We start from the raw sequence: 25,409 nt of genomic DNA, 5'->3' as shown, positions 1-25,409 counted from the left end.
ATGTTTAATTTAGAAGAAATATTTTATGAGTTTTCAGAAAAAAACGTTATTGAATTAATAGGAAAGATATCTTCTTTTCACAGAGCTAAAGGAAGTTTAGAATATTCACAAACTGTAAAAACAATAAGAAATTTTGTAGGATCATCTAATCTTTTTCTTTTTCCAATAGATAAAACATATAATAGCTGGAAGAGTCCTTTCAGTTGGAATTTAAAAGGAGGCTTCTTGAAATATTATAATGGTAAATATATAGTCTCTAATCTTTATTTAACCCCCATTTCTGCTATATTTTTATCAGATAAAACCAATGGAGTTGAAAAATTAAAAGTTTTTGATGTAGGAAGCGGGGAAAATGAAGAAGATTATAAGGACTTTGAAGAGGGTAACGCTGTTTTAGCTGAAGGGAATCCTCGAATAGTATATCATTACGCTGTAGAAAAGTTTGGAGCTAAATGTATATTAAATCATTACATGAGAAGTCAAGAAAAATCTATAGATCGAACTCCAGAATTATTGCCAGATACTGTTAATTACACTTCTTTTCCAGATTTCAAGAAAAAATATGCGTATGGTTATGCTCTCCCATACAATGAATTTCTAGAATTAAAAGAATCTATATCTAAAAAAGAAACGTATATAGAAGCATTCTTAGATTCCGACGAAGGCACAAATAATATAGAGGTTATCGAAAAAACATTGGGTAAACATACTGATAAACAGTCAATATTGCTAACTGCTCACTTGTGCCATCCAAAACCCGGTGCAAACGATAATGCAAGTGGTTCCGCTCTTTTAGCAGAAATAATGAGAGTATTAGAAAAATTTGAAGATACTTTGGATAGGCAAATAATTGGATTATGGGTACCCGAAATGTTTGGTACAGCAGCATACCTAACTAAAAAAGTCCCCAAAAATGCTTACGTTATAAACTTAGATATGGTAGGAGAGGATCAATTTAAGACAGGATCAACCTTGAATTTAACTCCATCACCTTGGTCGATACCTTCATTTTTAGCAGAATTACTTTTTATAAATTTAGAAAATCATTTTTTCAGATTATCCTTAGAAAAATACTCAGGAGGTTCTGATCACTATATCTTTTCTGATCCTAACATGAACATTCCAGCAGTGTCTTTGACAAATTGGCCTGATAGATACTATCATTCAAGTGAAGACACGGTAGACAAATGTTCAAAAGAAACAATAGAATGGATAGGAAAAGCCGTTCTGAAAACAATATACGATCTTTCCAACATGACAAAGGAAGTTTCAGCGCAAGTAGAAGGTAAGATAATTAACAATCATTTTAAATTTATTGCAGAAAAAAATAGCATAGTTGCAAATTATATAAATTATATAACCTATACAAAACTAAATCAACTATCAAAATATGCTGAAGTAGAAAAAGAATTACTTGACTTTTTTAAAGAAAAAGTTGATTTTGTTTTGATTCCTACTGAAAAAAGAAAAATAAGAAAAAACAAAGGTTCTATTTCAAACTCATGGCAAACAATCGAGGATATATTGTGGTTTAAATCGTCTAAAAACAAGGTCCCCAATTTAGATGACTTTTTTGATGAATTTTTAAACCTTTTTGAGCTTGGTTTTGCAAAAGAAGATGCTATCAATATTGCCAAATCTGAATTAAATATCAAAGAAGATGTACAATATGAATTAGAATATTATCTAAAGAGATTAAAAGAAGAAAATTTGATAGAAAATTCATATTTCTAAGAAAATTATAGCTAAATGAATTTAATTGCCTTTAAATATCCCTAATTCATAATAACTTTCTATAAATCCGCTTGATTATTTTATAAGTTTAATTTGTAATTATTTTATACTTACTTTTCTTAGTAAAGAAAGAAAGATAAACATCATTAAAGAGGCAAAAAATAGCTATATTAGGTAACAAACAATTAATGAGAAATATAAATGAAAAAACAATATTGAAAGAAATATTCTTAGAACAAAAGATTGATAGGGCTTCACTATCTAGGAAAACAGGATTAAGCGGTGGAACAGTGACTAAGATAGTCTCCGAACTTATACAAAAAGGTTTGATCAATGTGTTTGCGCCCCAGGATATATTAATAGGAGGAGAAGCAATAGAATTCTCTGACTACTTTTTAGAAAAAGCTGTAAACTTTGCAAAGGAAAATGCTTTTGGAAATTTAGGAGAACGTGTAATCTTTGATGTCGATGCTTTTGTACCAGAAGCTTGGACATTAGAAGGTGTATATCAAGTAATTCAAGAGGAGTTGTTCGATATTAAGGTTTAACATATGAATCGAAAAGATTTAGTAGTGACTTTAGAAATGAGAATTTTCTAAAAACGAAGTTTTGAAGCATATTCTAAATTATTCAACTTCTTTCCTTTCGGTAAAGCTTTTTTAAATAGTATTATAGTTTCTATTTCTATAACATTTATAAGTGTTCTTTCAGCGAGTATGGCAGCTTATGTATTTGCAAAGATTCCTTTTAAGAGTAGAGAATTCTTGTTCGGTTTATTTATTATCACTATGATGATACCTGGTAGTGTTACACTTATTACCAATTAATACTACGGAATATAAAATTGCTAAATACCTACGTAGGAATAGTGTTATATTCATTTTTTAATATCTTTGGTATTCTTTTATTGCGTCAGCATATTAAGAAAATACCTGACGATTCTTACGAAGCCTTAAAGGCCTGTATTATAGCTGGTCTCAATGTTTCTCTTTCAGGAAATCCTTTTTGGGGTTGGGATATTGCAGGTTTTAGTGGAGATCTTCCAGAAATTGATCTCTACAAGAGATCTTGTGAATTGGCAATTTTTACCCCTATATTTCAATTTCATTCTGAACATTCTGGAGATCCTGTTCCAAGTGCGGAAAGGTCACCTTGGAATATAGCGAAATATTATAATGATATAATCAAATACTCGATTTTTATAGATTTTGTGCTTCTTTAAGAATGAATTTGTCTCCCTATATTTTTCGAGAAGCAAAGTATAGTGTAGAAAATAGTGGGCCTCTTACTTATCCAACATGGTTGGAAAACTTTACGTTTTACGATCAGCCTTTATCATATTTTTTTGGAAGAGATATCATAGTTTTTCCAATGCTCGATAAAGAAAAAGAAGATAGAATAAAAATACCAAAAGGAGAATGACTAAGCTTATGGGATGGAAAATGGATTAATAGCGATGGTTCTCCTTTTACATATAAATGTTGTACTTATCATCCAGTATTTTTAAGAAAAGGAGCTATCATCCCTCTAAGTATAGAAAAATTTAAGGCTTTAGGAGAATCTCATTGTAATCAAGAATTTAATTCCATTTTAATAATCGATAAATTTGAAACATTCCGAATTAGTTTTAAAGAATTATTCTCAAAGAATAAAAAAGTTAAAAGAAGAATTTAATAAAGAAGACGCTTTGATAGGTATTGCAAAAAAAGGTAGAAAAGGTATTATTGGAATTGATTGGATAATTAAATAGCTTATTTTTGTTTTTTATTTTATAGCTTATAAATTTATTGTTTTAAATGATATAATATCTTTGATTTATTATTAAATTTTATATAAGAACTTTAGAAATGAAGAAATTTCTAAAAATAAGACTTTGAATTTAGAGTGGTTCAGGATGGAACCCTGTCGTTTTAGAATTCTTAAAGTAAGTAAATTTTATATTTTTAGGAGGAAATTTACGTGTTTAAAAAGATGCAAATCTCTAATATGACTACATTATACAAAAGTGGAACTCCTTTTAATACAGGTGCCGTTATTGTAGATATGGATAACAATAATTTTGAGCAGGTTTCAAATGTTACTTTTTTTACAATAGAAGAAGGAAGTAACGAAATAAGTTTTATTTATGAAATGGCAAAAGATGATGTTGTATATGGACTTGGTGAAACCTTAGGGGCTTTGAATAAAAGAGGTAAGCGTTACAGATTTTACGCTACAGATGACCCTGAACATACGCCTGAAAAGGAATCTTTGTACGGATCTCATCCTTTTATGATATTAGATGGAGAAAAGACTTTTGGAATATTTATCGATTACCCTTCAGAAATAATCTTTGATATTGGTTTTACTCACAAAGATATTTTGAAAATAACTATTTTTTCTAAAGATTTTGATTTATATATTTTTGACTGTGATGAAAAATTAACTATAATAAAAGAGTATTTCAATTTGACGGGTAAGCCATATATACCTCCAAAATGGGCTTTTGGGTATCAACAATCGAGATGGAGTTATTTTAGTGAGAAAGAAGTTAGAGAAGTTGCAAATAAATATAGAGAATTAGGAATCCCTTTGGATGTAATATATACAGATATAGATTATATGGATAGTTATAAAGTATTTACGATCAATAAAGAAACGTTTCCTAACTACGAAGGTATGGTAAAAGATTTAAAAGAAAAAGGAATAAAAGTCATTCCTATATTGGATCCTGGAGTGAAAATTGAAGAAGGTTACGAAGTATACGAAGAAGGAAAGAAAAACGGATACTTTTGTGTTGATAAAGATGGAAAGCCTTTTGTAACTGCTGTTTGGCCGGGATTAACACACTTCCCTGATTTTTTAAATTCGAAAGTTAGAAAGTGGTGGGGGCAAAAATATAAAGTATTTACAGATATGGGAATAAAAGGATTCTGGAACGATATGAACGAACCGTCTATATTTTATACCCCAAAAAGTTTAGATAAACTTTTTGACTTACTCAAAGATTTAGAAAAAAATAAAGAAGAGTTAGGAATTGAAGTATTCTTAGCAAAAGAGAGTTTCGCTAAAATTTCTAACAACAGAGAAGATTATAGAAGCTTTTATCATAAATTAGACGATGGAACCTTGATTAACCATGATTTAGTACATAATTTATATGGATTTAAAAATACTCAAGCAACTGCTGATGAAATGAAAGAATTATTACCCAATCAAAGAACATTATTACTATCAAGAAGTAGCTACCCAGGACTTCACAGAATAGCGTCAATTTGGATGGGAGATAATAAGTCTTGGTGGGAACATATTTTAGTCAATATAAGAATGCTACAATCATTAAACATGATGGGATTTTTTTATACAGGAGCTGATATAGGGGGATTTGGTGCAGATGCTTCTGCTGAATTAGTTGTAAGATGGATGGAACTCGGCGCATTCACACCATTTTTTAGAAATCACACAGCTCTTAATACAAGGCCACAAGAACCTTGGCAATTCGACGAAGAATCTCTGAATATTATGAGAGATATAGTAAGATTAAGGTATGCATTTTTACCTTACACTTATTCTGAATATATGAACTCGGTTAAAGATTCTAATCCATTTGTAAAACCGATATCATTTGTTTTCGAAAACCCAAGGTCAAAAGATATTGAAGATCAATATATGTATGGAGAATCCTTAATGGTAGCACCTGTTTATGAGCAAAACAAAAAAGGTAGATATGTACATTTACCCCAAGTAAAATGGTTAAATTGGACTGCTTCAAAGTATGAGGAAAGAAAGATGAAAGTATATGAACCTGGAGATTACTATATAAAAGCTGATTTATCGGAAATTCCACTCTTCATAAAAGAAAATAGTTTGATTGTTCTTTCTGAACCGATGAATTTTGTTGGAGAAAAAGATATAACTGAATTAACTGTTGCAGGTTTGGTTACAGATCACGCACTTTACAATTATTATGACGATGATGGGACAACCTACAATTTTGTTAAAGGTGACTTTGGAACTATAAAAATAGATGTCACAAAAGAAAGAAATGATTTCAAAATAGCTATAAAAAAGGACGACAAAAACAATATGTTAAAAATTAAAACTATTCATTTTGAAATATATGACAGTGACGGAAGTGTGGTCAAAAAAGATATGTTAATTTAATATAAAAACTTGGGATCTAATCCCAAGTTTTTATTTTTTATTCATTTATCCACTGATAAACTTCATCTTTACTTATAGTTGCCAATGCAATGTAGTTATCAGCTGCTCCATAATAGATATAATATTGATTTTTATATTCAACTAAAGCATCAGAAAAGACAACATTTGGCACTCCACCGAATACCTCCCAACTTTCTTTAGGTTCTAAAATAGGTTCTTCGCTTCTTTTTAAAACTTTTGATGGATCTTTTAAATCTAAGAGCATAAAACCAAGTCTATATATTGGTCTAATGTCATCTTGAACACCATGGTATAAAAACAACCATCCATAAGGTGTCTTTAAAGGAGGACCACCTGCACCAATCTTCAAATTATCCCAATACTTTTCACGTGGTGAGGCAACTTTTTTGTAATTATTCCAATGTATTAAATCATCTGAATATGCAAACCAAATATCGGGTTCTAATCTGTGGATTAATACATACTTTCCTTCGACTTTTTCTGGAAACAATGCGGCATCTTTGTTAGGACTTTCTGGTAAAACTATTCCATATCTTTCCCAGGTTATAAAGTTTTTTGTTGAAGCCATAGCAATACTAATGTTTTTTGGAGAGTAAGCTGTGTAACACATATAATATTTTCCTTTTAAATAAGTTATCCTGGGATCTTCTACTCCATACAATTCTGTTTGATCGGATGGTTCAAAAGCGGGTTTTTCCATTCTGTTAAAATGCACCCCATCTGCGCTTACAGCATATCCTATTCTTGAAACCATATCTTCTCCTTGAGCTCTGTACAACATATGAAAAATTTCTCCGTCGTATACTACAGCAGGATTAAAAACAAACCTTGATTCCCAAAGATGCATAGGGTTAGGCCCAAACAGAGGGTTTGCAGTATGTCTTTTTAATTTTAAGTTCAACATAAATCCCTTCCTTTCATATCTTGATTACTTTTATTTTAAAGACATTGAGATACCTTGCAAAAATGCTTTTCTAAATATTATAAATATTAAAACCATCGGTATAGTTTGAATAACTGAACCTGCCATTACAGGACCTATATATGCTCCATACTCATGATTGAAAGTAGCAAGCAAAACAGATAATGGCATTTTATAGTAATCTTGTATTACTATAAGAGGCCACATAAAATTATCCCATATTCCAATAAAAGTAAATAAACCTACAATTGCCATAACAGAATTATTTAAAGGAAGCATTATCCTAAAAATGATGAATAAATCTGAAGCTCCGTCTATTTTTGCTGCTTCTATATAATCATTAGGAGTGCCTTTAAAACTTTGAGTCATCATAAAAATACCCCAGCTGCTCATTATAAAAGGTATTATTAAAGCTCCATAAGAATTTAATAAATGTAAATTTCTTACAAGTATATACATGGGGATTGTAAACATAAAACCGGGAAAAACCATTTGAAAAATAAGAAAATTAAATATTCCCTCCCTTGCTTTAAATCTATATTTTGATAATGCAAATGCAATTATCGCAGAACTTATTAGAACACATACAGTTACAGTCACAGATACAAATAAACTGTTAAAAAATGCTCTTATAAAAGGTCTATTCATCCTTTCGGCACTTTCCAATATAAATTTAAAATGTTCCAAAGTAAATTTAGAAGGTAAAAACCTTGTGTAAATTTCCGCCGATGGCTTTACTGAAGCTAAAAATAGCCATAAATATGGATACAACCAAATTAGAGCTAAACCAAACATAACAATATGCAAAATAATATTACTTGTCTTTATTTTTTGATTTTTCATACTAAATCAACTTCTCTTTCCATAATTTTCCTCACAACCCAAATCATTCCAAAACTTATACCTGCTACAAATACAGCCATTGTTGCTGCATAAGTTGGATCCATTCTTTGAAAAGCAGTTGTTATCATATGCATCATGGGAGTCAGAGTACTTCTCATAGGACCTCCTCCTGTTATCATATAAGGTTCTGTAAATATTCCAAAGGCTAAAGTTATAGCTAAAACCATAACCATCACTATAGATGGATTTAATAGAGGAAGCGTAATTCTAAAAAATTTTGTTAAATTTCCGGCTCCATCTAACTCCGCTGCTTCGTACAAAGATTTTGGAATAGCAGTAAGACCCGCATATAATATCAATCCATAATATCCTATGAACTTCCAAATAACTATCAATGAAATTGAAAACATTGCCAATTGTGGACTTGTGAACCAAGGTATGGTTATTCCAAAAAGATTGTAAAGAGTTCTATTTATAGGACCATTTACAGAAAATAAATTTGAAAACATAATAGAATAGGCGACTCCTGATGACACATTTGCAACTAAGAAAGACAAAGCAACAAAGGTTTTACCAACTTTAAGTTTATTAAGAGCTATAGCAAAAAGTAAAGAACCCAGTAAAACAAGAGGAATATAATAGAGCATGAATCGGAACACATTACCAACAGTTTTCCAAAAAAGAGGGTCTGTTAAGACCCTCTGAATATTATATAAACCAGCAAATTTAGGAGTACCTACAAATTTCCATCTCGAAAAAAGGAGGATAAACAACCATACAAATGGATAACCCCAAAATATTGCAGTATATACAAGATATATCGAAGATATGCCTAAACCTTTTCTCGCTTCCCTTTTCGCTAAATTTGTCAACTTTTTAGCCATTATCTTCTCCTACCTTTACCAAAGGATTCTATTTATTGCCTTAACCGCATCATCCAAAGCCTTTTGCGGGCTTTTAAATCCATACATTAAGGGTTCCACTAACTCAACGGTCATTAAATCTTGTACATCAACTGTCATTGAAATTGTTGCTGGTGGAATAGCATAAGGAACGTATTTAGCATATTGAGCTGCTAAGGGGTTTTGATCCCAGAAATCTTTAAAAATATCGTTTGTGAGTAAGTCTTCTCTTGCAGGCGGCATCTTTGTGTATTCAAGCCATTTTAGATCGAAATCTTCTCTTGAAAAAACCCATTTTACAAAATCCCAAGCTTCTTTTGGATGTTTAGTTGTTTTAAAAATTACAAGTCCCTTTGCATCTGCAAAAGTGTAAATAGGTTCATCTTGAGGATAACTGTCAGGAACAGGTGGAGCAGAAATAACAATATCACTTACTATATCTGGAAATTGAGTTTGAGCAAAAGATATTTCCCAAGGACCTCTTAAACCTCCAGCTATAGCACCAATGTAGAAAGGATTAGAGCCAAGATCAACAGCTGTCCATTCGTTTCTAAACATAGTATTTATAAACTCTGCAACTTGCTTTCCAGCTTCATCGTTAAATGTTGCTCTACCCTTTGATGTATCTACATATGATTTTCCTCCACTTGCTGCGTAATAATAAGTAATAAAATCAAACCATCTATCCCACCAATTTCTTCCTTGAATAATTTGAACTGAATACCTTTCCTTTGGTATAACAAAATTTTTAGAAAATTCGTATATTTCACTGTAGGTTCTTGGTGGGTTTTCAAATCCAGCTTCCTTTAATAGAGAAGACCGCCACCACATCAAAATGGGATTTGAATAAATAGGTATTACATAATTCTTGCCATTTATTTGCCATCCTTCAATGATACTTCTCATCTTTCTTGTTTCAACCAATTCATCAAAGCCCTCAAGTTTATCTAATTCCATGAGCTGATCTATTTCAACTAATTGTGCAGCAAATCCTGAAAAAATATTTGTAGAAATATCAGGAGCTCTTCCAGATGCAATTGCTGTCAATATCGCTTCTTCAGAACTACCAGCTGCTGGAATAGTAGACCATTCAATATCTATTTCAGGATGTAAAGATTCATATTCCGCTACAACTTCTTTCCAAAAAGCTTCTTGCTGTGGATTTGGCGCTGTCCAGAACACAAGTTTTGTTTGAGACAAAGCAAATGTTGATATTAAAACTATTAACAATAATACTGATAACTTTTTCATACCATCTAACCTCCTTCTAAAAATTTTACTACCGTATCACTACACACTCATTTACTACTTTTGAATAGTACTTTCTCTTTCTACAAAAGTAGTAAAAAGAGATATGACAGCCGGATGAGGATTTTTACCGTTGATCAAATCTATCAACCTACTTACTGCAATGTTTCCCATTTCATATTTGAACACTTTTAAAGTAGATAATTTTGGCTCAGAAATAGAAGATGATATTATGTCATCGAATCCTATCAATTGAATATCATCTGGAACTTTAATTTTCATTTTTTTCAATTCGTCTAGAATTATTAAAGCTATTACATCATTTGAAGCAAAAATTATTTCTGGATTTTTTGACAAAGCTAAATTAAGAGCATAAAAAATTCCGTCTCGTGTTTCGTCACACTCGAATGTTTGAGGTAATAATCCTTTTTCAGACATAGCAGCGACATATCCTTCGTATCTATTTCTAAAACCATAAAAAGTTAAAGAACCATGTATATGAGCGATTTTTTTATAGCCTCTTTCTATTATTTTTTTAATTGCATAATAAGCTCCATCAAAACCATTAGAGATAATTGAATCCACCTTCATACTTGGAATATAATTATCCACCAAGACTTTAGGAATTTCCATGTTTTTTATACAACTTGGTAACTTATCTCCACCAATTATTAAAAGCCCCTCCGTTGATCGAATAAAATTTTTTTCACAGTTTTCAAAGGTTTTCAAACTTAAATTAATATTATTTTCTTTTGCGTAAGACTCTATTCCTGTTAAAACAGTTGAGTAGAATTCTCTAATTCCAAAAAGATCTTTCGTATTCAGAATCCTTTCGATTCTTTGACTAATTAAAATACCTATATTAAATGAGCTTCTTTTGTTGGCTAAATTTCTGGCAATTCCAGAAGGCTTATAATCCAATTCTTCTATAGCTCGAAGAACCGCTTCTTTTGCTTTATCGGACACACCATTTTTCCCATTTAAAACCCTTGAGACAGTTGCAATAGAGACTCCAGATAATTTTGCTACGTCATCTATTGTAGGCAATTTTTATTCCTCCTATCTGTAAGCGCTTACATAAAATTATATCATGAGACGAACAAAATATCAAGGGTAAATATAAGCAATTAAACGTAGTTATAGTAATTTATTTGTGTTTAGGTATAAATATCTAATTTTTAAATAAAAAAATAATTCTTACAACCAAACATGATTTTTTAAATTTGAATTTTGAAAGATTTTTTAAATTATATCTTTGTAATTCTTTTAAATTGTCTTTATTCCATTATAATCGTCTATAATCACATTTTGTTATTTTTTATATTTGTATTAAAATAAATATGAAAGCGCTTACAAATAAGATAAAATTTTAAAAGGGGGTAATAAAATGAGAAACCTAAGAGTACTTTTAGTAGTTTGTGTAACACTTTTATTAGCCATGTCAATTTTTTCAGCCGAAAAGATTGTAACAATAACTACTGAACAAAAAACAGGATTAGAAATACCTTACGTAATAACTTTTTCCGAATTATTGGATATAGTTGGAGAAGATTTCGATGCAAATTGGTATTCTATAAGAGTTAAAGATGCGACTAACAAAGATATTCCATATCAAATTGTTGATATTGACAAAAATGGAAAGATTTCTTCAAGCGATAAACTATTGTTCACTTTCAAAAAAGAAGCAAAGATCATTATCTCTGATGACTGGGATTTGGAATTGCTACAATTCGCTCCTGTTTTTACAATTGAAGAAAAAGATGGTGAGTATATAGTATCTGCTGACAATTTTACAGTAAAGGTAAATAACCATGGATTGGTTAGCTTTACTAAATTTAATAATGCAGAAGGAAATTTGTATAATGAACTGGGAACTGCGAGAATTGCTGGATGGTCTGGAAGCACTTACTATGTTGATGGAAAATTAGGTAAACATGTTGAAACTACTTCTGCAGGATTAAATGTAAAAGATTTAAAAATTTATGAGGCAGGTCCTGTCGCAGTATGTGTTCAATCTTTGCTATATTATGAAAATCTACCAGGGTTTAATCAAAAAATAACATCTTATATTTTTAAAACAGGAGATATCCTTGTAGAAAACGAATTTTCTTTTACTAATTATGTTGATATAATGAAGCTACAAGTCATGGCAACTGCTCCCCTCACAAGTTTAGATGACAGCTCTTTTCATATTCTTCCCATGTTTAGAAGAATGATTTGGGCGGAACAATTGGGAATCTCTCCTTATGAGTACTGGAAAGAAAGAGATGCAGTTAATATAGTTGGAGAAAATGCTTATATAGTTTTCCCAGCCATCGAGTCAATGAGACCTTTATGGTGGGGAGCAACCTATTGCTACGTTTCTATGGAAAATTGGAGAGCAAACTTCTCCGATAAATACGATCTGATAGCAGCAGAAATATTGCCCGAAAAACCTATTATTTATTCAGATCTTCAAAAATTTGTGTACGGAGATTTTTGGTTCTATGAAAGCAGAGAGTTCAGAGACGGAATATTTAGATGGGTACCTGGAGAACTAAACATTTATGAAGCCACAAAAGGTATCTTTGAAGATACCAACGAAGCCGATTGGATGATGAAGTTTAAGGCGGGAGATAAACTCACTTACACAAGATATTTTTCAATGTACTCAGCTAAAAATACTGAAGAAGCTATCAAACTTCTTGAAAATAGAACACATGAAATTCAAAGCTTAAAATTACTCATTAAATAATTAACGGAAAATATTTTATAAAAGGATAAAAACTTGTGATTAATTAATTAGGGTTTAGAGAGAAAACTCTCTAAACTCTTTCTTTAAATTAGATACTTTGGAAATAGTGTTTTGAATTTATAGTAGGTACGGGGCGAAGCCTTCCCCTAAATTCAAAGGAGGTTCAAAAGTGAAGAAGGAGTTATTAATCATGTTTTCATTGATATTTTTGTCCCTAATTTCTTTTGCTTTACCCGAAATAAATTTTAATCATTTGGAATTTTTAAGAGATGAATTTCAAGTAGAAGGGCAAACAAAAATAGGTTACTGGATTTATGCAGAAAAATTTGGTGATAAATATATCCATACAGAAGCTAAAGGAGAAGGAGTTACCTGTGTGGATGATGTAGCACGTGTCGCTATATTATACACAGAACTTTACAAAATCGACAATAAAGCGTTTTATTTGCAAAGAGCGAAAGAAGCTTTAGATTTTGTCATGGCTTTTCAAGATACAGACGGAGATTTTTATAATTTTGTTTTTTCAGATGGAAAAATAAACAAGCAAGGAATAACAAGTAGAAAATCAGCCAATTGGTGGGCGGCAAGAGCGTTTTGGTCTATTGCAAATGCCATAGAGATATTCGAAGTAGATAAAGAATTTCAAGAGCAACTGATAAATTCTGCAAAGTTATCGTACAATTTTTTGTCAAAAAGTTTAGACGAAAATTACTTTTTAAACCATAATTCAGATGTCTCATCGGTATTTTTACTGGGAGTTATAGAATATTATAAATATACGAAAGATGAAAAAGTTAAAGAATTAGCTGTTAAGGTAGGAGATTCTATTTTAAAAACACAAATATTAGAAGGATTTTTAACAGGTGCTTATAACGAAGGTGAAAATATTTTATTATGGCATAGTTGGGGCAGTAGGCAAGCAGAAGCTTTATTAGAGCTTTATAAAATTACTCAGGACCAGAGATACTTGGATTCTGCCGAAATTATTGCAGATGAATTTTATCCAGTATTACTTTCTTTGGGACCTATTTATGAAATAACCGAGTATATTAGATTATACCCTCAAATAGCTTATGCAGTCGAACCAATCATCTCTACTTTGACAAAATTATACGAAGTTACAAATGAAGAACAATACGCGTCTATGGCTGCCCTTTTTGGTGGGTTCTATGAAAGAAATAATCATTTGAATACTCCTATGTACGGACCGAACGGAGAAGGATACGATTCTTTGCATTCTGTATATATAAATAGTAATGCCGGTGCAGAGTCAACAATTTGTGCATTATTAAGTTTAGCAAGAATCAAAACTCTTCCTTCAGAGTTCCAAGAATTAACGCAAGCAATAATAATCTCTGGAAGGAAAGCCCATCTATTTGAGGTTGAAAAAATGAATACAGGAATATACAGTTTTACTCTCGAAAACATAAATAATGTGGTTCTGAAAACTGACGAAAGTATTAGAGTCAGACAAACTATAGATAACTTTTACCCGGGTACTTATGAAATATTTGTTAGTGGCATTTTTGAACCTAATACAAATTTTAAAGTAACATCGGGAGATCATTCCATCGAAGGAACTATAAAATCATCAAAAGACATAAATAGCTTGGGAGTAATAAACATGAATAAAAATGAGATAATATTATATTTCAAACCAGACAACGGCCACATATACATAGATCAAGTTATTTTAAAACCTATCGATCCTCTTTTTGTTTACAAGTTCAAAGATAATTACTATGAATTTACAAAAGAAGGCACAATACAAGTAGAATATGAACCAACGGAGATAAAAAGCCAGTATGTTCAAAAAGTAGAAGTATCTACCGAGAAAATAAATGAAAGCTATGTATTGAATTTAGATGAATTATTTAATAATGACGGGATAGTTAATTTCTCAAACAGGAAGTCAGGAAATTTTGATAACTTTGAGGGAGTTATAGGTGCAAAATATCCCGCAGAAGAGATTCAAAAATTATTAGAAAAGGATATTTATTATTTTGAAAATGAAGATGTTTATTTTAAGTTTAAAATCGAGGGTAAAGATAACTTAATTTGTACTTCTCAGGAAATATATTTAAAAGATTTTGAACAAATAGTAAATTACTTATATATAGTAGGTTCCAGTGATCACGGAAATTATGAAGGTACCTTGACAATAGTCTATGAAGACGAATTAATTGAAGAGCAACAGATATATTTTTCAGATTGGTGTCAACAACCATTTTATGGTGAAGAAGTGTTGATGGAATTAAGTTATAGATACGATAGCTTAGGAAATAAAGAAAATATTAATCCCAAACTTTACTTATTGAAAATTCCACTAAGAAACGTGCCGATAAATTCAATATATTTGCCTCAAATACCTACAATGCATATATTTGCGATTTCTGCAAAATAATAAGGTTACCAAAAATCTTTAAAACAGAGACTTCTTAAGTAGAAGAAGTCTCTGTTTTTGTATACAGTTAGGCAAATATGAAAATATGATATAATTGTAGCAAATATTAAATGTACATAAAAAATGTTAAAAAAAATAAATAATAAAAATTCGCGTTAAGTATAGGAGTTGATAGGGTAAAGAGGAGGAACTTTGATGGAAAAAAGAATGCTTGGAAAAACTAAAGAAGAATTGTCTATAATAGGATTAGATTTGAAAGAATTAATAAAGTTTGATGACTCTCAAGCAGTTAAAAATATTATAGAAAAGTTTATTCTAAACGGGGTAAATTTTTTTGAAATTTCTCCGGCATATAAAGAGTTAGATGAAAAAATAGTTTTTTGTATAAATCATCATAGAGACAAGCTTTTTATTTCTGGCAGAACAAAAGCACGTAATAGAAATGATGCTATAGAAGATATAAAACTTCTTTTAAATGAATTTAATTTGCAATACCTTGATCTTATTCAATTAGATGATGTCAAAAATGGCGAAGAAATTCAGACAATTTTTGGACCTGAAGGTGCGTTGGAGTTTTTGTTTGAAGCTAAGAATCAAGGGTTAATAAAATATGTAGGATTTTCTACTAATAAAGAAGAAATTGGTCTTAAACTTATTGACAGTTATGATTTTGATGTAGTTACTTTTCCCTTAGATTGGAAAAAATGGTATCTTGGAATTGGAGGAAGCTTATTATCAAAATCAAAGGAAAAAGAAATCGGAATAATCATTTATCAGAACTTTATAAAAAGGTTGTCTAAAGTAAATCATGAGAAAAAGATCTCTGAATTTGTATATATTCCTCAAGAATCCTACGAAGAAGTAGAAACACAACTTCGATTTTCTTTATCTAAACCTATTACGTCAGTATTATGTGCAAGTCATATCTCTATTTTAGAATGGCTTTTGAAAGCTGTCGATAACTTTACAACTTTAACTTTGTCTGAAGAAGAATTGCTAAGAAGAAACTGTCAGAGAATAGAATCAGCAATTAACTTTGGAGATGAAAATTTATAAAATGAAGAGAACAGAGTTTGTATCTGTGATGGGTGGAATAAATATTGATGTAAAAGGATATCCTTATGAATCCTTAGAACTAAGAACATCTAACCCAGGAACTGTGTTCTACTCTTCTGGTGGAGTGGCTCGAAATATTGCTCATAATTTATCAAAGTTGAGTATACCTGTAAAAATTTTTGGAGCTATTGGGAAAGATACTTTTGGAGAAATAATTTCAAAAGAATTAGAAAAATTAGGCATAATAACTAAAGGTATAAAAGTTTCAAACTCTTTTAAAACAGGAAGTTATTTAGCTATACTAAACGAAAAAAGAGATATGTATGTTTCCATTTCAGACATGGAAATATTAAGCGATGTTAATGAAGTATATATCGAGAAATGCAAGGACGACATATTAGAATCTAAAATATTATTTTTGGACACTAATTTAAATGTATCAGTTATTAATTATGCATTAAATTTAGTAAAAAGTAAAAATATACAAACAATTATAAATGCAGTATCAATAAAAAAAGCGAAAAAATTATTGCATGTGACTGAAAATATTGATTTTTTAACCATGAATTTTATAGAATTAGAATCTATTATGGGAAAAAATTTAGATTTCTACGAAAAAGATACTATAAAAGATAAATTAAAAGATACCTTTCCAAATGTATCAAATATAATAATTACAAACGGAGAATTAGGTATTTATTTTGTTGATAATTTTAAAAGAGAAATAGCATTTTTTCAAGTTGATGAATTAAGTGAAACAGAAATAGTTGATTCCAACGGAGCAGGGGATGCTTTTACAGCTGGAGTTATATACGGTCTTTATAAAAATGAAAGTATAGAAAATTGCATAACTTATGGTATTAATGCGTCAAGAATAACCCTAAAAAGTTTAAAAACCGTAGCCGATGAACTAAGTGAAACGTTAATAAAAAATAAAAATTAAATTAAAATTAAAATCATTTAATGGGTGTCGAAATATGGAAATTATGAATTTTGTTTTAAAACCACCAATAATAAAGTCTGATTACGTTTATCGTGAAAATCTTATAAATGAGATGCTTGAGAATAAAGAAAAAAAAGTGCTTCTTTTGAAAGCACCTTTTGGTTTTGGAAAAACAATTTCCTTAGGTATGTATTATGAAAAATTGAAAGAAAATAAGTTATGGATAAGTTGTCCAGAAAATTGTTTTGATTTCAATCAGTTATTGAATCATTTAATGCTTGGTTTAACTAAAATTGAAGATATTAAATTTAAGTGGGATTATTATGCTTACGATTATTTTAATGAAGAAGAAAAAGTAGGAATGTTATTAAGTGTTTTTTCCAAAATAAAAAGAAATGTGTATATTTTTTTTGATGGATTTGAAAATATTAAGATAACTGATGAGCTAAAGCCCATTTTAAATTTGCTAATTAATTTTTCGAATGAAAACATACACTTTATTTTTTCTTCTAAAGAAAGCCTTCCTATCTCTCTTTTAAAACTTGAAATGAACGATAATGTCTGTGTTTTTGAAGAAAATGATCTCAAATTTACTTTTGAAGAATTTGAAGAGTTTCTAAATAAGAGAAAAATAAAAATTAATAAAGAGACTCTTTTAAAATTATATTCAATATTTGATGGTTGGCCAGGTTTAATAATGATTTTTTCCGCTGCTATTTCGGAAAACAAACTATCTTTGGATAAATTAGATAAATACGAATTACCAATTACATATGATTTGACTTTATACCTGGATACTTTATTTAATACCCTTGATAAAAATTTATTAAAATTTTTATGTTTTATAAGTTTACTTAATAACATCGATATAAACATTTGCAAAAAATATTTTAACTTCAAAGATGAGATTGTAATTTTAGAATATTTAGAAAAACTGGTAGATTTACATTTTTTGGAAAAATTAGATGATCAAAATTATTATATTCCTGAAATTATAAAAAACTATCTAAGAAGTAAAATGCAAGATTCGGAAAAGGAAAAAATATATGAGGAACTCCAAAATATTTATAGAAAAGAAAATAATTTTATAGAACAATTTTACTGTATAATGCAGTTAGGAAATATAGAAGAAACTATAATTTTTTTTATGCAGCATTCAGAAGAGTTAATAAAAGATTTTCCATTTATTGAAAGTTGGTTGGATTCACTCCCACAATCAACTTTTGATAAATATTATATTTTACATTATTATAGAGGACTTGTAAAAGAGAAATACTCTAAATTTGATGAAGCACTTAATGATTACATTATTGCAAAACAAAATTTTGACAAGATTAATGAAAAAAACTTCTCTCTAATTGATATCGAAATTCAAATAATAGGTATTTATTGGCATAAGGAAGAATATGAAAAAGTTCGAGATTTGTGTATGGAATTACTGAAAAAAATCCGCCAGGAAAATGAGAATTATAAAATACCTTTGTATAATCTATTGGGGACAAGCTTATCTTATTTATCTAATTTAGATGATAGTGAAAAATATTTAAACGAGGCACTATTATTATGCGAAAAATATAAAAATACCGATATGAAACCTTGGATTTTAAATAATTTAGCTTATAATGTTTACCTGGTTAAAGGAGATCTTAAAAAAGCTGAAGAAAGTTACAATACTTCACTTGAAATTTTTAAAAATACAGAAGATATTTATGGAAAAGCCTTATTGTATGCTAACCTTACAGATTTTTATTTGGAAATTAATAATAAATCTAAAGCTCAACAAATGCTCAATTTCTTTAAGGAAATTTATTTAAAAACCCAAAATATTGCTTATTTACCTATAGAAAATATATTACAAGCAAAGATAGATCTTAGAAGCGGTAGTTTAAAAGAAGCAGATAAGCATTTAAAAGAAGCTGAAAGTTTCTCTTATCGATCAAAATTCTTAATGTCAAATTATCTTTCAGTACTGGCAGATTACTTATTTAAAGTGGGTAAAAGTGAAGAATCTCTATCGACCATCGATAAAGCAATAAAAATTGGCAGCACTTTCTTTAACAAATACCAAATACTGGATTTTGAACTACAAAAAGTTAATATACTGCTTTTTAGCGAGAAATATGAAAGCGCTCTGCCGATAATTGATAAAATTATTAAAACATCTTCCGAAGGGCAAACAAAATTAATATTAGCAGAAGCTTTATTCTATAAGATAGCTTTAAGTTATTTTCTAAGATTTTTAATGGTAGAAGAAGAACAAAACCTTTTCTTAGAACTTATTAAAAACAATGACTACTATTTTATATTTGACAAAAATCCTTATCTTTCAAAATATGTTCACAAAATTTTAGATGAAAAAATAGAAATGGATAGTATCAAAGAAGAAACTAAAAAAATTATTAATTCAGATAGTTTTATTGGAACCTTCTCAGAAAAAGAAAAATATTCGTATTTTCCGAAAGTATATCTTTTTGGAGAGTTCAAATTAGTCTTCGGTAATAACTTGTTGAGTATAAAAGATATAAAAAACAAGAAAGCTCTTGATCTCTTTAAATTTATTGTCTTGAATTTTGACAAATGGCTTTCTCAAGATATGATAATAGAATACTTCTGGAAAGATTTACCTTTCGATAAAGCACGTCAAACGTTATATGTTGCTCTTCACGACATTAGGAAAAAATTAAAAGAAATAGGATTAGAAGAAGAACTCATTATTTCTCAAAATAAAAACTATAAATTTAATAATCAAACCCCTTATTATTTAGATTACGAAGAGTTCCTAAATTCTTTTAAAGAAGCTACAAAATTATTCAATAATAAACTGTATCTTAAAGCAAAAGAAAAATATATATTAGCTAAAAACTTATATAATGTCGGTCTTTTACCTTCTAATATTTATGACGATTGGGCAATATCAAAAATTAATCATGCTCAAGAAATCTATCTACAAATATTATCAAAATTATATACTATCGAAAAAGGAAGCGATATAGAAAAATCTCGTATATTTTTAGAAGAATATCTAAACATTGATCCTTATTCATATGAAATGAATACAGAATATATTAAACTATTACTTATTGAAAGAGATGTTAAACGGGCTGTAAATTATTATAACTATGTAAAAGAACTATATTCAAAAGATTTAGGAATGGAGTTCCCTTCAAAAGAAATTTTGAATTTTATAAGTGAATTTCAAATATAAATTTCTAATAAAATTTTTAGTTTTAGATTTTTTTTAGATCCCCTTTATATAATGAAAATAAATTTATATAAAGGGGTGGTTATTATGAAAAAGAGGTTTATCTATTTTACTTTATTGTTTACCTGCGTCATTTTTATTTTGAGTGGATGTTCTTTGTTAGATTTTGGAGGATTATTTGGAGGAACAACAGGAACTGTTACTGGTATAGTTACAGATGCAACAAACGGTCAGCCTATTAATGGTGCAACTGTGAAGTCTGGAGATATTTCAGCAACAACAGGTGCAGATGGAAAGTATACTCTCAATAAAGTACCCACATCAAATACTACTATCCAAGCTTCTAAAAGTGGTTATATAGCATTATCTTATCCATTAAGTTTAGCAGAAAACGAACAAAAGGTTGTTAATTTTGCTCTTTCACCAGCGCTTAGTGCAAATGAGACGTTTAGAATCGTATTAACTTGGGGTCAAGATCCTCGTGATTTAGACAGTCATTTGCTTGTTCCAACTTCTGACTCAAATGCAAGTCAAGGGTATCATATCTATTATAACAACCGAGGAACAAATAATTCAGACCAGTATCCATATGCATATCTTGATATAGATGATACTACAAGCTTTGGTCCTGAAACAGTAACCATATATAGAAGATTGAATCAACCTTACAAATATTATGTACACCATTATGCGGGTACGGGGCAACTTAATACATCTTCAGCTGTAGTAAGTATTTATAATCAAAATGGATTAGTTAAAACATATAATGTTCCGAGTTCTGGCACGGGACTTTACTGGTATGTATTTGATATAACTGCAAACGGACAAATTGTTGATAGAAACGTAATTCAAGAAAATGCACCGACTTTATAACATTTTAGGGAACGAAAAAACCTCCAAAAACACCCTTATAGGGTGTTTTTGGTTTTTACTTTGCTAATTTCAATATATTTAAAACATCTTCTTTATAGAGTTTCACAAAATTTCCTAAAGGCCCCTTTTCTGTTGCTCTTTGTGCCATTTCTTCAAACCTGTCATCTGGTACTTTTAAGCCACTTAAAGTTATAGGTAAGTTTAACTCTTCGCTATAAAACTTCTCTAATCTTTTTATGCCTTCAAGAGCTGTTTTCTCAAGATTGAAAAAATCTGGCTCAACGTTCCAAACCCTGTTGGCATATTGAGCGAATCTATCTATATCATGCCTATATACATATTTCATCCAAGCTGGAAACAACACAGCAAGTCCAGCTCCATGAGCTACATCGTATAAACCACTAACTTCATGCTCTATATCATGTGTTGCCCAATCCTCTTCTCTACCTGTTCCCAAAAGTCCATTATGAGCAACTGTACCTGACCACATAATCTGGGCTCTTACCTCATAATTATATGGATCTTTTATAGCTAAAGGTGCATACTTTATTATTGTTTTCATAGTTGCTTCACTTAATCTATCAGTTAATTCAACATTCTTTGTATTAGTAAAGTAACGTTCCATAACATGAGTTAACATATCCACTGCACCAACAGCCGTTTGAAAAGGGGGCAGAGTATATGTCAATTCTGGATTCATTATAGCAAATACAGGTCTTAATATGTCATAATTTATGGCCTTTTTATACCATCCATCCTCATTTGTTATAACCGAACCCATGCTTGCTTCGCTGCCTGCAGCTGGTATTGTCAAAATAACTCCAACAGGGAGTGCTTCTTCCAACGTTCCTTTTCCTTCATACAATTCCCAAACATCACCTTTATATTTGACCCCAGCAGCTATAGCTTTTGCAGAATCTATTACACTTCCTCCCCCAACAGCAAGAATAAAATTAATATTTTCCTTCTTACATATATCTATACCTTTTCTGACTAAACTTAGTCTCGGATTTGGTTGAACACCACCAAGTTCAACAAATTCAACATCAGCCTTTTTCAAAGAATCAACAACTTTATCGTACAAGCCTATTTTTTTGATACTTTCTTGACCGTAATGAAACAAAACCTTATTAGAATATTTCTTAACTAATTCACCAACCTTTAATTCGGAGTTTTTCCCAAAAATTATCTTTGTAGGACTTACAAATTCAAAATCTAACATATTAACGACCTCCTTCGTCATATTTTTTACGCTTATTTACTATAGGGGAGTATTCATGAAAATTATACCATATAAAAAGAAAAATTTTTAATTAGTTGACAAGAAAAAGTATTAATTAAACTTTATATTTTATTTGATTTATACTCACTTTAGAAATTTCAAACTTGCTTTTATAAACGTTTTGGATTTTGCTTTTTCAAAAATACCTCATAGTGATTCGAACTTGCAGGTGTAAAGAAGAATCGAGAGTATTCCGTCACAAACCATTTTAAATTCAAAAGTTCATCTTTAAAAAGTTATCATTTCTAAAGTCTATATATTTGATTTAAATCTTTAAAAATGTTATAATATATATGAACAATTATTCAAATATTATATTGTGTTGGTGATTAAAATGGTTAAAAATATAAAAAAAGAAAAAAAATTAGATGTTTGTCAAACTCTTGAAATACATGAAGATGTTATAAAAAAGGTTAAAGAAAATACACCAAACGAAGAAGCTTTGAACATGCTATCAGAATTTTTTAAAATAATGGGGGATCAAACCCGAATAAAAATACTATATGCTTTATTTATTGCCAATGAGATGTGTGTTTGTGATATTTCAAATGTTCTTGATAAAACTCCCTCTGCAATTTCTCATCAATTAAGAATTTTAAGACAAGCTAAATTAGTTAAGTTTAGAAAAGAGGGAAAAGTCGTATACTATTCTCTGAGTGACGAACATGTAAAAGAAATCCTTGATGTAGGATTTTCACATATTAGAGAAAGCTAATTTATTTTTTATTTTATATGAACAGTTGAATAATTGTTCATATATTTTGTATTTATAGCGATTAAACTAAGGTTTTGAATTTAAAATGGGTCCAGGGCGAAGCCCTCCCCCTCTTTCTCGCTACACGTAACGAAAAAGTTAAAAAAATTAGGAATTAATAAGGATTAGAACTGAGGAGATACTTTTGAAAAAATTAAACATCAAAATATTTATAGAATATAAGTTTCATAATTTCTAAAGTGGGAAAAGTTTATAAGAAGGAGGAAACTCATGGAAAAGAAAGAGTTTTTACTTGAAGGCTTAAATTGTGCTAATTGTGCGACAAAAATAGAAGAAAACGTTAAAAAATTAGAAGGTGTTAACGAAGCGAACATAAATTTTGTTAATAAAACATTGACACTTAAAATAAGTAGCGAAATAAAACCCGAAGAAATAGAAAAAATAGTAAAAAAAGTTGAACCAGATGTAAAAATTTACGATAAAAATATACCAAAAAATAAATCTCAAAACGAAATTGAACAAAAAAATAATGCCTCAAAGGAATATGAAGATGAAGATGAAGTTGATAAAGCTGAAATAAGAAGACTACTTTTCAGTTTAACGTTCTTTATCTTAGCTTTACTGATTAAAGAACCTTTTGCTTTGAAACTATCTTTGTTTATTGTATCTTACTTAGTTTCTGGTTGGAAAGTTTTATTTCGTTCTTTTAAGAACATTTTAAATGGTACGATTTTTGATGAAACCTTTTTAATGAGTATAGCAACAATAGGTGCTTTCACCATAGGAGAATTCCCAGAAGCAGTGGGAGTTATGCTATTTTATGAATTTGGTGATTTTCTTCAAGATAAAGCTGTTGATAATTCAAGAAAATCCATAAAATCTTTATTAAATATGAGACCAACTTATGCCAATCTTTTGAAAGGAGATAAAGTATTAAAAGTATCTCCGGAAGAAGTGAAAGTAGGGCATCTCCTTTTAATTAATCCGGGAGAAAAAGTCCCTCTTGATGGAATCGTTGTAAAAGGCATATCTACTGTAGACACATCTGCTTTGACTGGAGAATCTGTTCCAAAAAGAGTTAAAGAAAATGATGAAGTTTTGAGTGGTTTTATAAATCTCAACGGCACTATTACAATAAGAGTTCAAAATGAATACAGTGAGTCAACATTCTCTAAAATTTTAGATATAGTAGAAAACGCTTCAAATAAAAAGGCTAAAACAGAAAAATTCATCACAAAATTTGCTAAATATTATACACCTGTCATTGTATTTTCAGCTATTGCTTTAGCCTTTATACCCCCTTTAATAGTTGGAGGAGCTTTTAGTCAGTGGTTGTATAGAGCCTTGATTTTTCTTGTAATATCTTGTCCATGTGCATTGGTTATTTCTATTCCTTTGATCTATTTCGCAGGAATTGGTAAACTTTCCAAGAAAGGCGTTCTTGTTAAAGGAGGAAACTACCTTGAAACTTTAAAAAATGTGGACACTATAATCTTTGATAAAACAGGGACATTAACAAAAGGACTATTTGAAGTATCCGAGATTAAACCTTTAAATGGTTTAAATGAAGAAGCTTTATTAAAAATAGCAGCCTATGCCGAAAGTCATTCTAATCATCCTATTGCAAAGTCCATTAAGGAATATTTTCATCATGAAATTGATGAAAATCTTATAAAAGAACATGAGGAAATAGCAGGGAAAGGTGTTATATCAAAAATAAACAATGATGATATATTAATTGGAAACAAAGAATTATTAGAAAAATACGGAATTGAAGTTCCTTCTTTTGATAGTTACGAGACTATAGTATATATAGCCATTAATAAAAATCTAGCAGGATATATAAAAATATCAGATAAAATTAAACCTATGGCAAAGGAAACAATTAAAGAATTAAAAAAATTGGGAATAAAAAAGACTGTCCTATTAACAGGAGATAATGAAAAAATTGGTAGGAACATCGCTTTAAACCTTGAAATAGACGAATATTATGCTAAACTCCTTCCAGAAGATAAAGTAAAACTATTAGAAAAATATTTGAAAGAAAAACCCTCAGTTGCCTTTATTGGAGATGGAATAAATGATGCACCCGTATTAGCAAGGGCTGATGTAGGAATAGCAATGGGAGGCTTGGGATCTGACGCCGCAATAGAAGCCTCAGATATTGTAATAATGGACGATGATCTTTCAAAATTAATAGATTTAATAAATGTTTCAAAAAAAACTGCAAGAATCTCTTGGCAAAATTTATCTTTTATTTTAACAATAAAGTTTTTGTTCCTTATTTTAGGGGCTTTAGGACTAACAAACATGTGGGGAGCGGTATTTGCTGATGTGGGTGTTACTCTACTAACTATTTTTAACTCTTTAAGAATTTTAAGATGATT

Annotated in this window: 19 protein-coding genes; 13 read left to right on the top strand and 6 right to left on the bottom strand. The window is 29.8% G+C overall.

What is annotated here, in order from left to right; genetic code table 11:
• The 5 genes from X924_RS02070 (at position 1) to X924_RS02050 (ending at position 5,877) form a co-directional block, all read left to right on the top strand.
• Positions 1 to 1,734, top strand: a complete 1,734-nt coding sequence (locus X924_RS02070; RefSeq protein WP_158245279.1) for a DUF4910 domain-containing protein — start codon at positions 1 to 3, stop codon at positions 1,732 to 1,734.
• 188 nt (positions 1,735 to 1,922) lie between these two features.
• Positions 1,923 to 2,282 (top strand): winged helix-turn-helix domain-containing protein, encoded by a 360-nt coding sequence (locus tag X924_RS02065; protein WP_121957289.1) that lies wholly within the window; start codon positions 1,923 to 1,925, stop codon positions 2,280 to 2,282.
• A gap of 320 nt (positions 2,283 to 2,602) precedes the next feature.
• Complete coding sequence (locus tag X924_RS02060; protein WP_158245278.1) at positions 2,603 to 2,956, top strand: TIM-barrel domain-containing protein; 354 nt, start codon at positions 2,603 to 2,605, stop codon at positions 2,954 to 2,956.
• Between the two features lie 2 nt (positions 2,957 to 2,958).
• The gene (locus tag X924_RS02055) at positions 2,959 to 3,156 is read left to right on the top strand and encodes a hypothetical protein (RefSeq protein WP_121957287.1); all 198 of its coding nucleotides are present in this window, start codon (positions 2,959 to 2,961) and stop codon (positions 3,154 to 3,156) included.
• 537 nt (positions 3,157 to 3,693) lie between these two features.
• Positions 3,694 to 5,877, top strand: coding sequence for a TIM-barrel domain-containing protein (locus X924_RS02050; RefSeq protein WP_121957286.1), 2,184 nt, complete (start codon positions 3,694 to 3,696; stop codon positions 5,875 to 5,877).
• Between the two features lie 37 nt (positions 5,878 to 5,914).
• Here X924_RS02050 and X924_RS02045 read toward each other — a convergent pair whose 3' ends face one another.
• Genes X924_RS02045 through X924_RS02025 form a run of 5 tightly spaced genes read right to left on the bottom strand, consistent with a single transcriptional unit; the run spans position 5,915 to position 10,860 of the window.
• A complete protein-coding gene (locus X924_RS02045) occupies positions 5,915 to 6,799 on the bottom strand; it encodes a glycosidase (RefSeq protein WP_121957421.1) in 885 nt (294 codons plus the stop codon).
• 33 nt (positions 6,800 to 6,832) lie between these two features.
• Complete coding sequence (locus X924_RS02040) at positions 6,833 to 7,663, bottom strand: carbohydrate ABC transporter permease (protein ID WP_121957285.1); 831 nt, start codon at positions 7,661 to 7,663, stop codon at positions 6,833 to 6,835.
• On the bottom strand, positions 7,660 to 8,547 hold the full coding sequence (locus tag X924_RS02035; protein WP_121957284.1) for a carbohydrate ABC transporter permease: 888 nt from the start codon (positions 8,545 to 8,547) through the stop codon (positions 7,660 to 7,662). The genes X924_RS02040 and X924_RS02035 overlap by 4 nt, the downstream gene beginning before the upstream one ends.
• 15 nt (positions 8,548 to 8,562) lie before the next feature.
• Complete coding sequence (locus X924_RS02030) at positions 8,563 to 9,816, bottom strand: extracellular solute-binding protein (protein WP_121957283.1); 1,254 nt, start codon at positions 9,814 to 9,816, stop codon at positions 8,563 to 8,565.
• 54 nt (positions 9,817 to 9,870) lie between these two features.
• Positions 9,871 to 10,860 (bottom strand): LacI family DNA-binding transcriptional regulator, encoded by a 990-nt coding sequence (locus X924_RS02025; RefSeq protein WP_121957282.1) that lies wholly within the window; start codon positions 10,858 to 10,860, stop codon positions 9,871 to 9,873.
• A gap of 340 nt (positions 10,861 to 11,200) precedes the next feature.
• On the opposite strand from X924_RS02025, the gene X924_RS02020 reads away from it, so the two are divergent.
• The 6 genes from X924_RS02020 (at position 11,201) to X924_RS01995 (ending at position 21,025) form a co-directional block, all read left to right on the top strand.
• Positions 11,201 to 12,547 carry a hypothetical protein gene (locus X924_RS02020; protein ID WP_121957281.1) on the top strand — a complete coding sequence of 449 codons (1,347 nt, stop codon included), beginning with the start codon at positions 11,201 to 11,203 and terminating at the stop codon, positions 12,545 to 12,547.
• 169 nt (positions 12,548 to 12,716) lie between these two features.
• Positions 12,717 to 14,951, top strand: a complete 2,235-nt coding sequence (locus tag X924_RS02015) for a beta-L-arabinofuranosidase domain-containing protein (RefSeq protein ID WP_121957280.1) — start codon at positions 12,717 to 12,719, stop codon at positions 14,949 to 14,951.
• Between the two features lie 195 nt (positions 14,952 to 15,146).
• Entirely contained in the window at positions 15,147 to 16,007 is an 861-nt protein-coding gene (locus X924_RS02010; RefSeq protein ID WP_121957279.1) for an aldo/keto reductase, read from the top strand.
• Between the two features lies 1 nt (position 16,008).
• Positions 16,009 to 16,950 carry a carbohydrate kinase family protein gene (locus X924_RS02005; protein WP_158245277.1) on the top strand — a complete coding sequence of 314 codons (942 nt, stop codon included), beginning with the start codon at positions 16,009 to 16,011 and terminating at the stop codon, positions 16,948 to 16,950.
• Positions 16,951 to 16,984: 34 nt separating this feature from the next.
• The gene (locus X924_RS02000; protein ID WP_121957277.1) at positions 16,985 to 20,155 is read left to right on the top strand and encodes a tetratricopeptide repeat protein; all 3,171 of its coding nucleotides are present in this window, start codon (positions 16,985 to 16,987) and stop codon (positions 20,153 to 20,155) included.
• 84 nt (positions 20,156 to 20,239) lie between these two features.
• On the top strand, positions 20,240 to 21,025 hold the full coding sequence (locus X924_RS01995; RefSeq protein ID WP_158245276.1) for a carboxypeptidase regulatory-like domain-containing protein: 786 nt from the start codon (positions 20,240 to 20,242) through the stop codon (positions 21,023 to 21,025).
• A gap of 55 nt (positions 21,026 to 21,080) precedes the next feature.
• Here X924_RS01995 and X924_RS01990 read toward each other — a convergent pair whose 3' ends face one another.
• On the bottom strand, positions 21,081 to 22,247 hold the full coding sequence (locus X924_RS01990; RefSeq protein ID WP_121957275.1) for an iron-containing alcohol dehydrogenase: 1,167 nt from the start codon (positions 22,245 to 22,247) through the stop codon (positions 21,081 to 21,083).
• Positions 22,248 to 22,641: 394 nt separating this feature from the next.
• Between X924_RS01990 and X924_RS01985 the strand changes: the two genes are divergently transcribed.
• Together X924_RS01985 and X924_RS01980 are read left to right on the top strand one after the other, a co-directional pair.
• Positions 22,642 to 23,022, top strand: coding sequence for a metalloregulator ArsR/SmtB family transcription factor (locus X924_RS01985; RefSeq protein WP_199172608.1), 381 nt, complete (start codon positions 22,642 to 22,644; stop codon positions 23,020 to 23,022).
• A 270-nt stretch (positions 23,023 to 23,292) separates the two neighbouring features.
• Complete coding sequence (locus X924_RS01980; RefSeq protein WP_121957274.1) at positions 23,293 to 25,407, top strand: heavy metal translocating P-type ATPase; 2,115 nt, start codon at positions 23,293 to 23,295, stop codon at positions 25,405 to 25,407.
• The last annotated feature ends 2 nt before the right edge of the window (positions 25,408 to 25,409 follow it).

The sequence above is a fragment of the Petrotoga sp. 9PWA.NaAc.5.4 genome (assembly GCF_002895485.1).
Lineage (GTDB): Bacteria > Thermotogota > Thermotogae > Petrotogales > Petrotogaceae > AZRK01.
Note: the sequence above shows the minus strand (reverse complement) of the source record. Positions and strands in the feature narration are given on the sequence as shown.

Excerpts from the sequence above, each read along its gene's own strand:
- X924_RS02070 (WP_158245279.1), top strand. The coding sequence starts at position 1 with ATGTTTAATTTAGAAGAAATATTTTATGAGTTTTCAGAAAAAAACGTT.
- X924_RS02065 (WP_121957289.1), top strand. The coding sequence starts at position 1,923 with ATGAGAAATATAAATGAAAAAACAATATTGAAAGAAATATTCTTAGAA.
- X924_RS02055 (WP_121957287.1), top strand. The coding sequence starts at position 2,959 with ATGAATTTGTCTCCCTATATTTTTCGAGAAGCAAAGTATAGTGTAGAA.
- X924_RS02040 (WP_121957285.1), bottom strand. The coding sequence starts at position 7,663 with ATGAAAAATCAAAAAATAAAGACAAGTAATATTATTTTGCATATTGTT.
- X924_RS02035 (WP_121957284.1), bottom strand. The coding sequence starts at position 8,547 with ATGGCTAAAAAGTTGACAAATTTAGCGAAAAGGGAAGCGAGAAAAGGT.
- X924_RS02030 (WP_121957283.1), bottom strand. The coding sequence starts at position 9,816 with ATGAAAAAGTTATCAGTATTATTGTTAATAGTTTTAATATCAACATTT.
- X924_RS02020 (WP_121957281.1), top strand. The coding sequence starts at position 11,201 with ATGAGAAACCTAAGAGTACTTTTAGTAGTTTGTGTAACACTTTTATTA.
- X924_RS02010 (WP_121957279.1), top strand. The coding sequence starts at position 15,147 with ATGGAAAAAAGAATGCTTGGAAAAACTAAAGAAGAATTGTCTATAATA.
- X924_RS02005 (WP_158245277.1), top strand. The coding sequence starts at position 16,009 with ATGAAGAGAACAGAGTTTGTATCTGTGATGGGTGGAATAAATATTGAT.
- X924_RS02000 (WP_121957277.1), top strand. The coding sequence starts at position 16,985 with ATGGAAATTATGAATTTTGTTTTAAAACCACCAATAATAAAGTCTGAT.
- X924_RS01995 (WP_158245276.1), top strand. The coding sequence starts at position 20,240 with ATGAAAAAGAGGTTTATCTATTTTACTTTATTGTTTACCTGCGTCATT.
- X924_RS01990 (WP_121957275.1), bottom strand. The coding sequence starts at position 22,247 with ATGTTAGATTTTGAATTTGTAAGTCCTACAAAGATAATTTTTGGGAAA.
- X924_RS01985 (WP_199172608.1), top strand. The coding sequence starts at position 22,642 with ATGGTTAAAAATATAAAAAAAGAAAAAAAATTAGATGTTTGTCAAACT.
- X924_RS01980 (WP_121957274.1), top strand. The coding sequence starts at position 23,293 with ATGGAAAAGAAAGAGTTTTTACTTGAAGGCTTAAATTGTGCTAATTGT.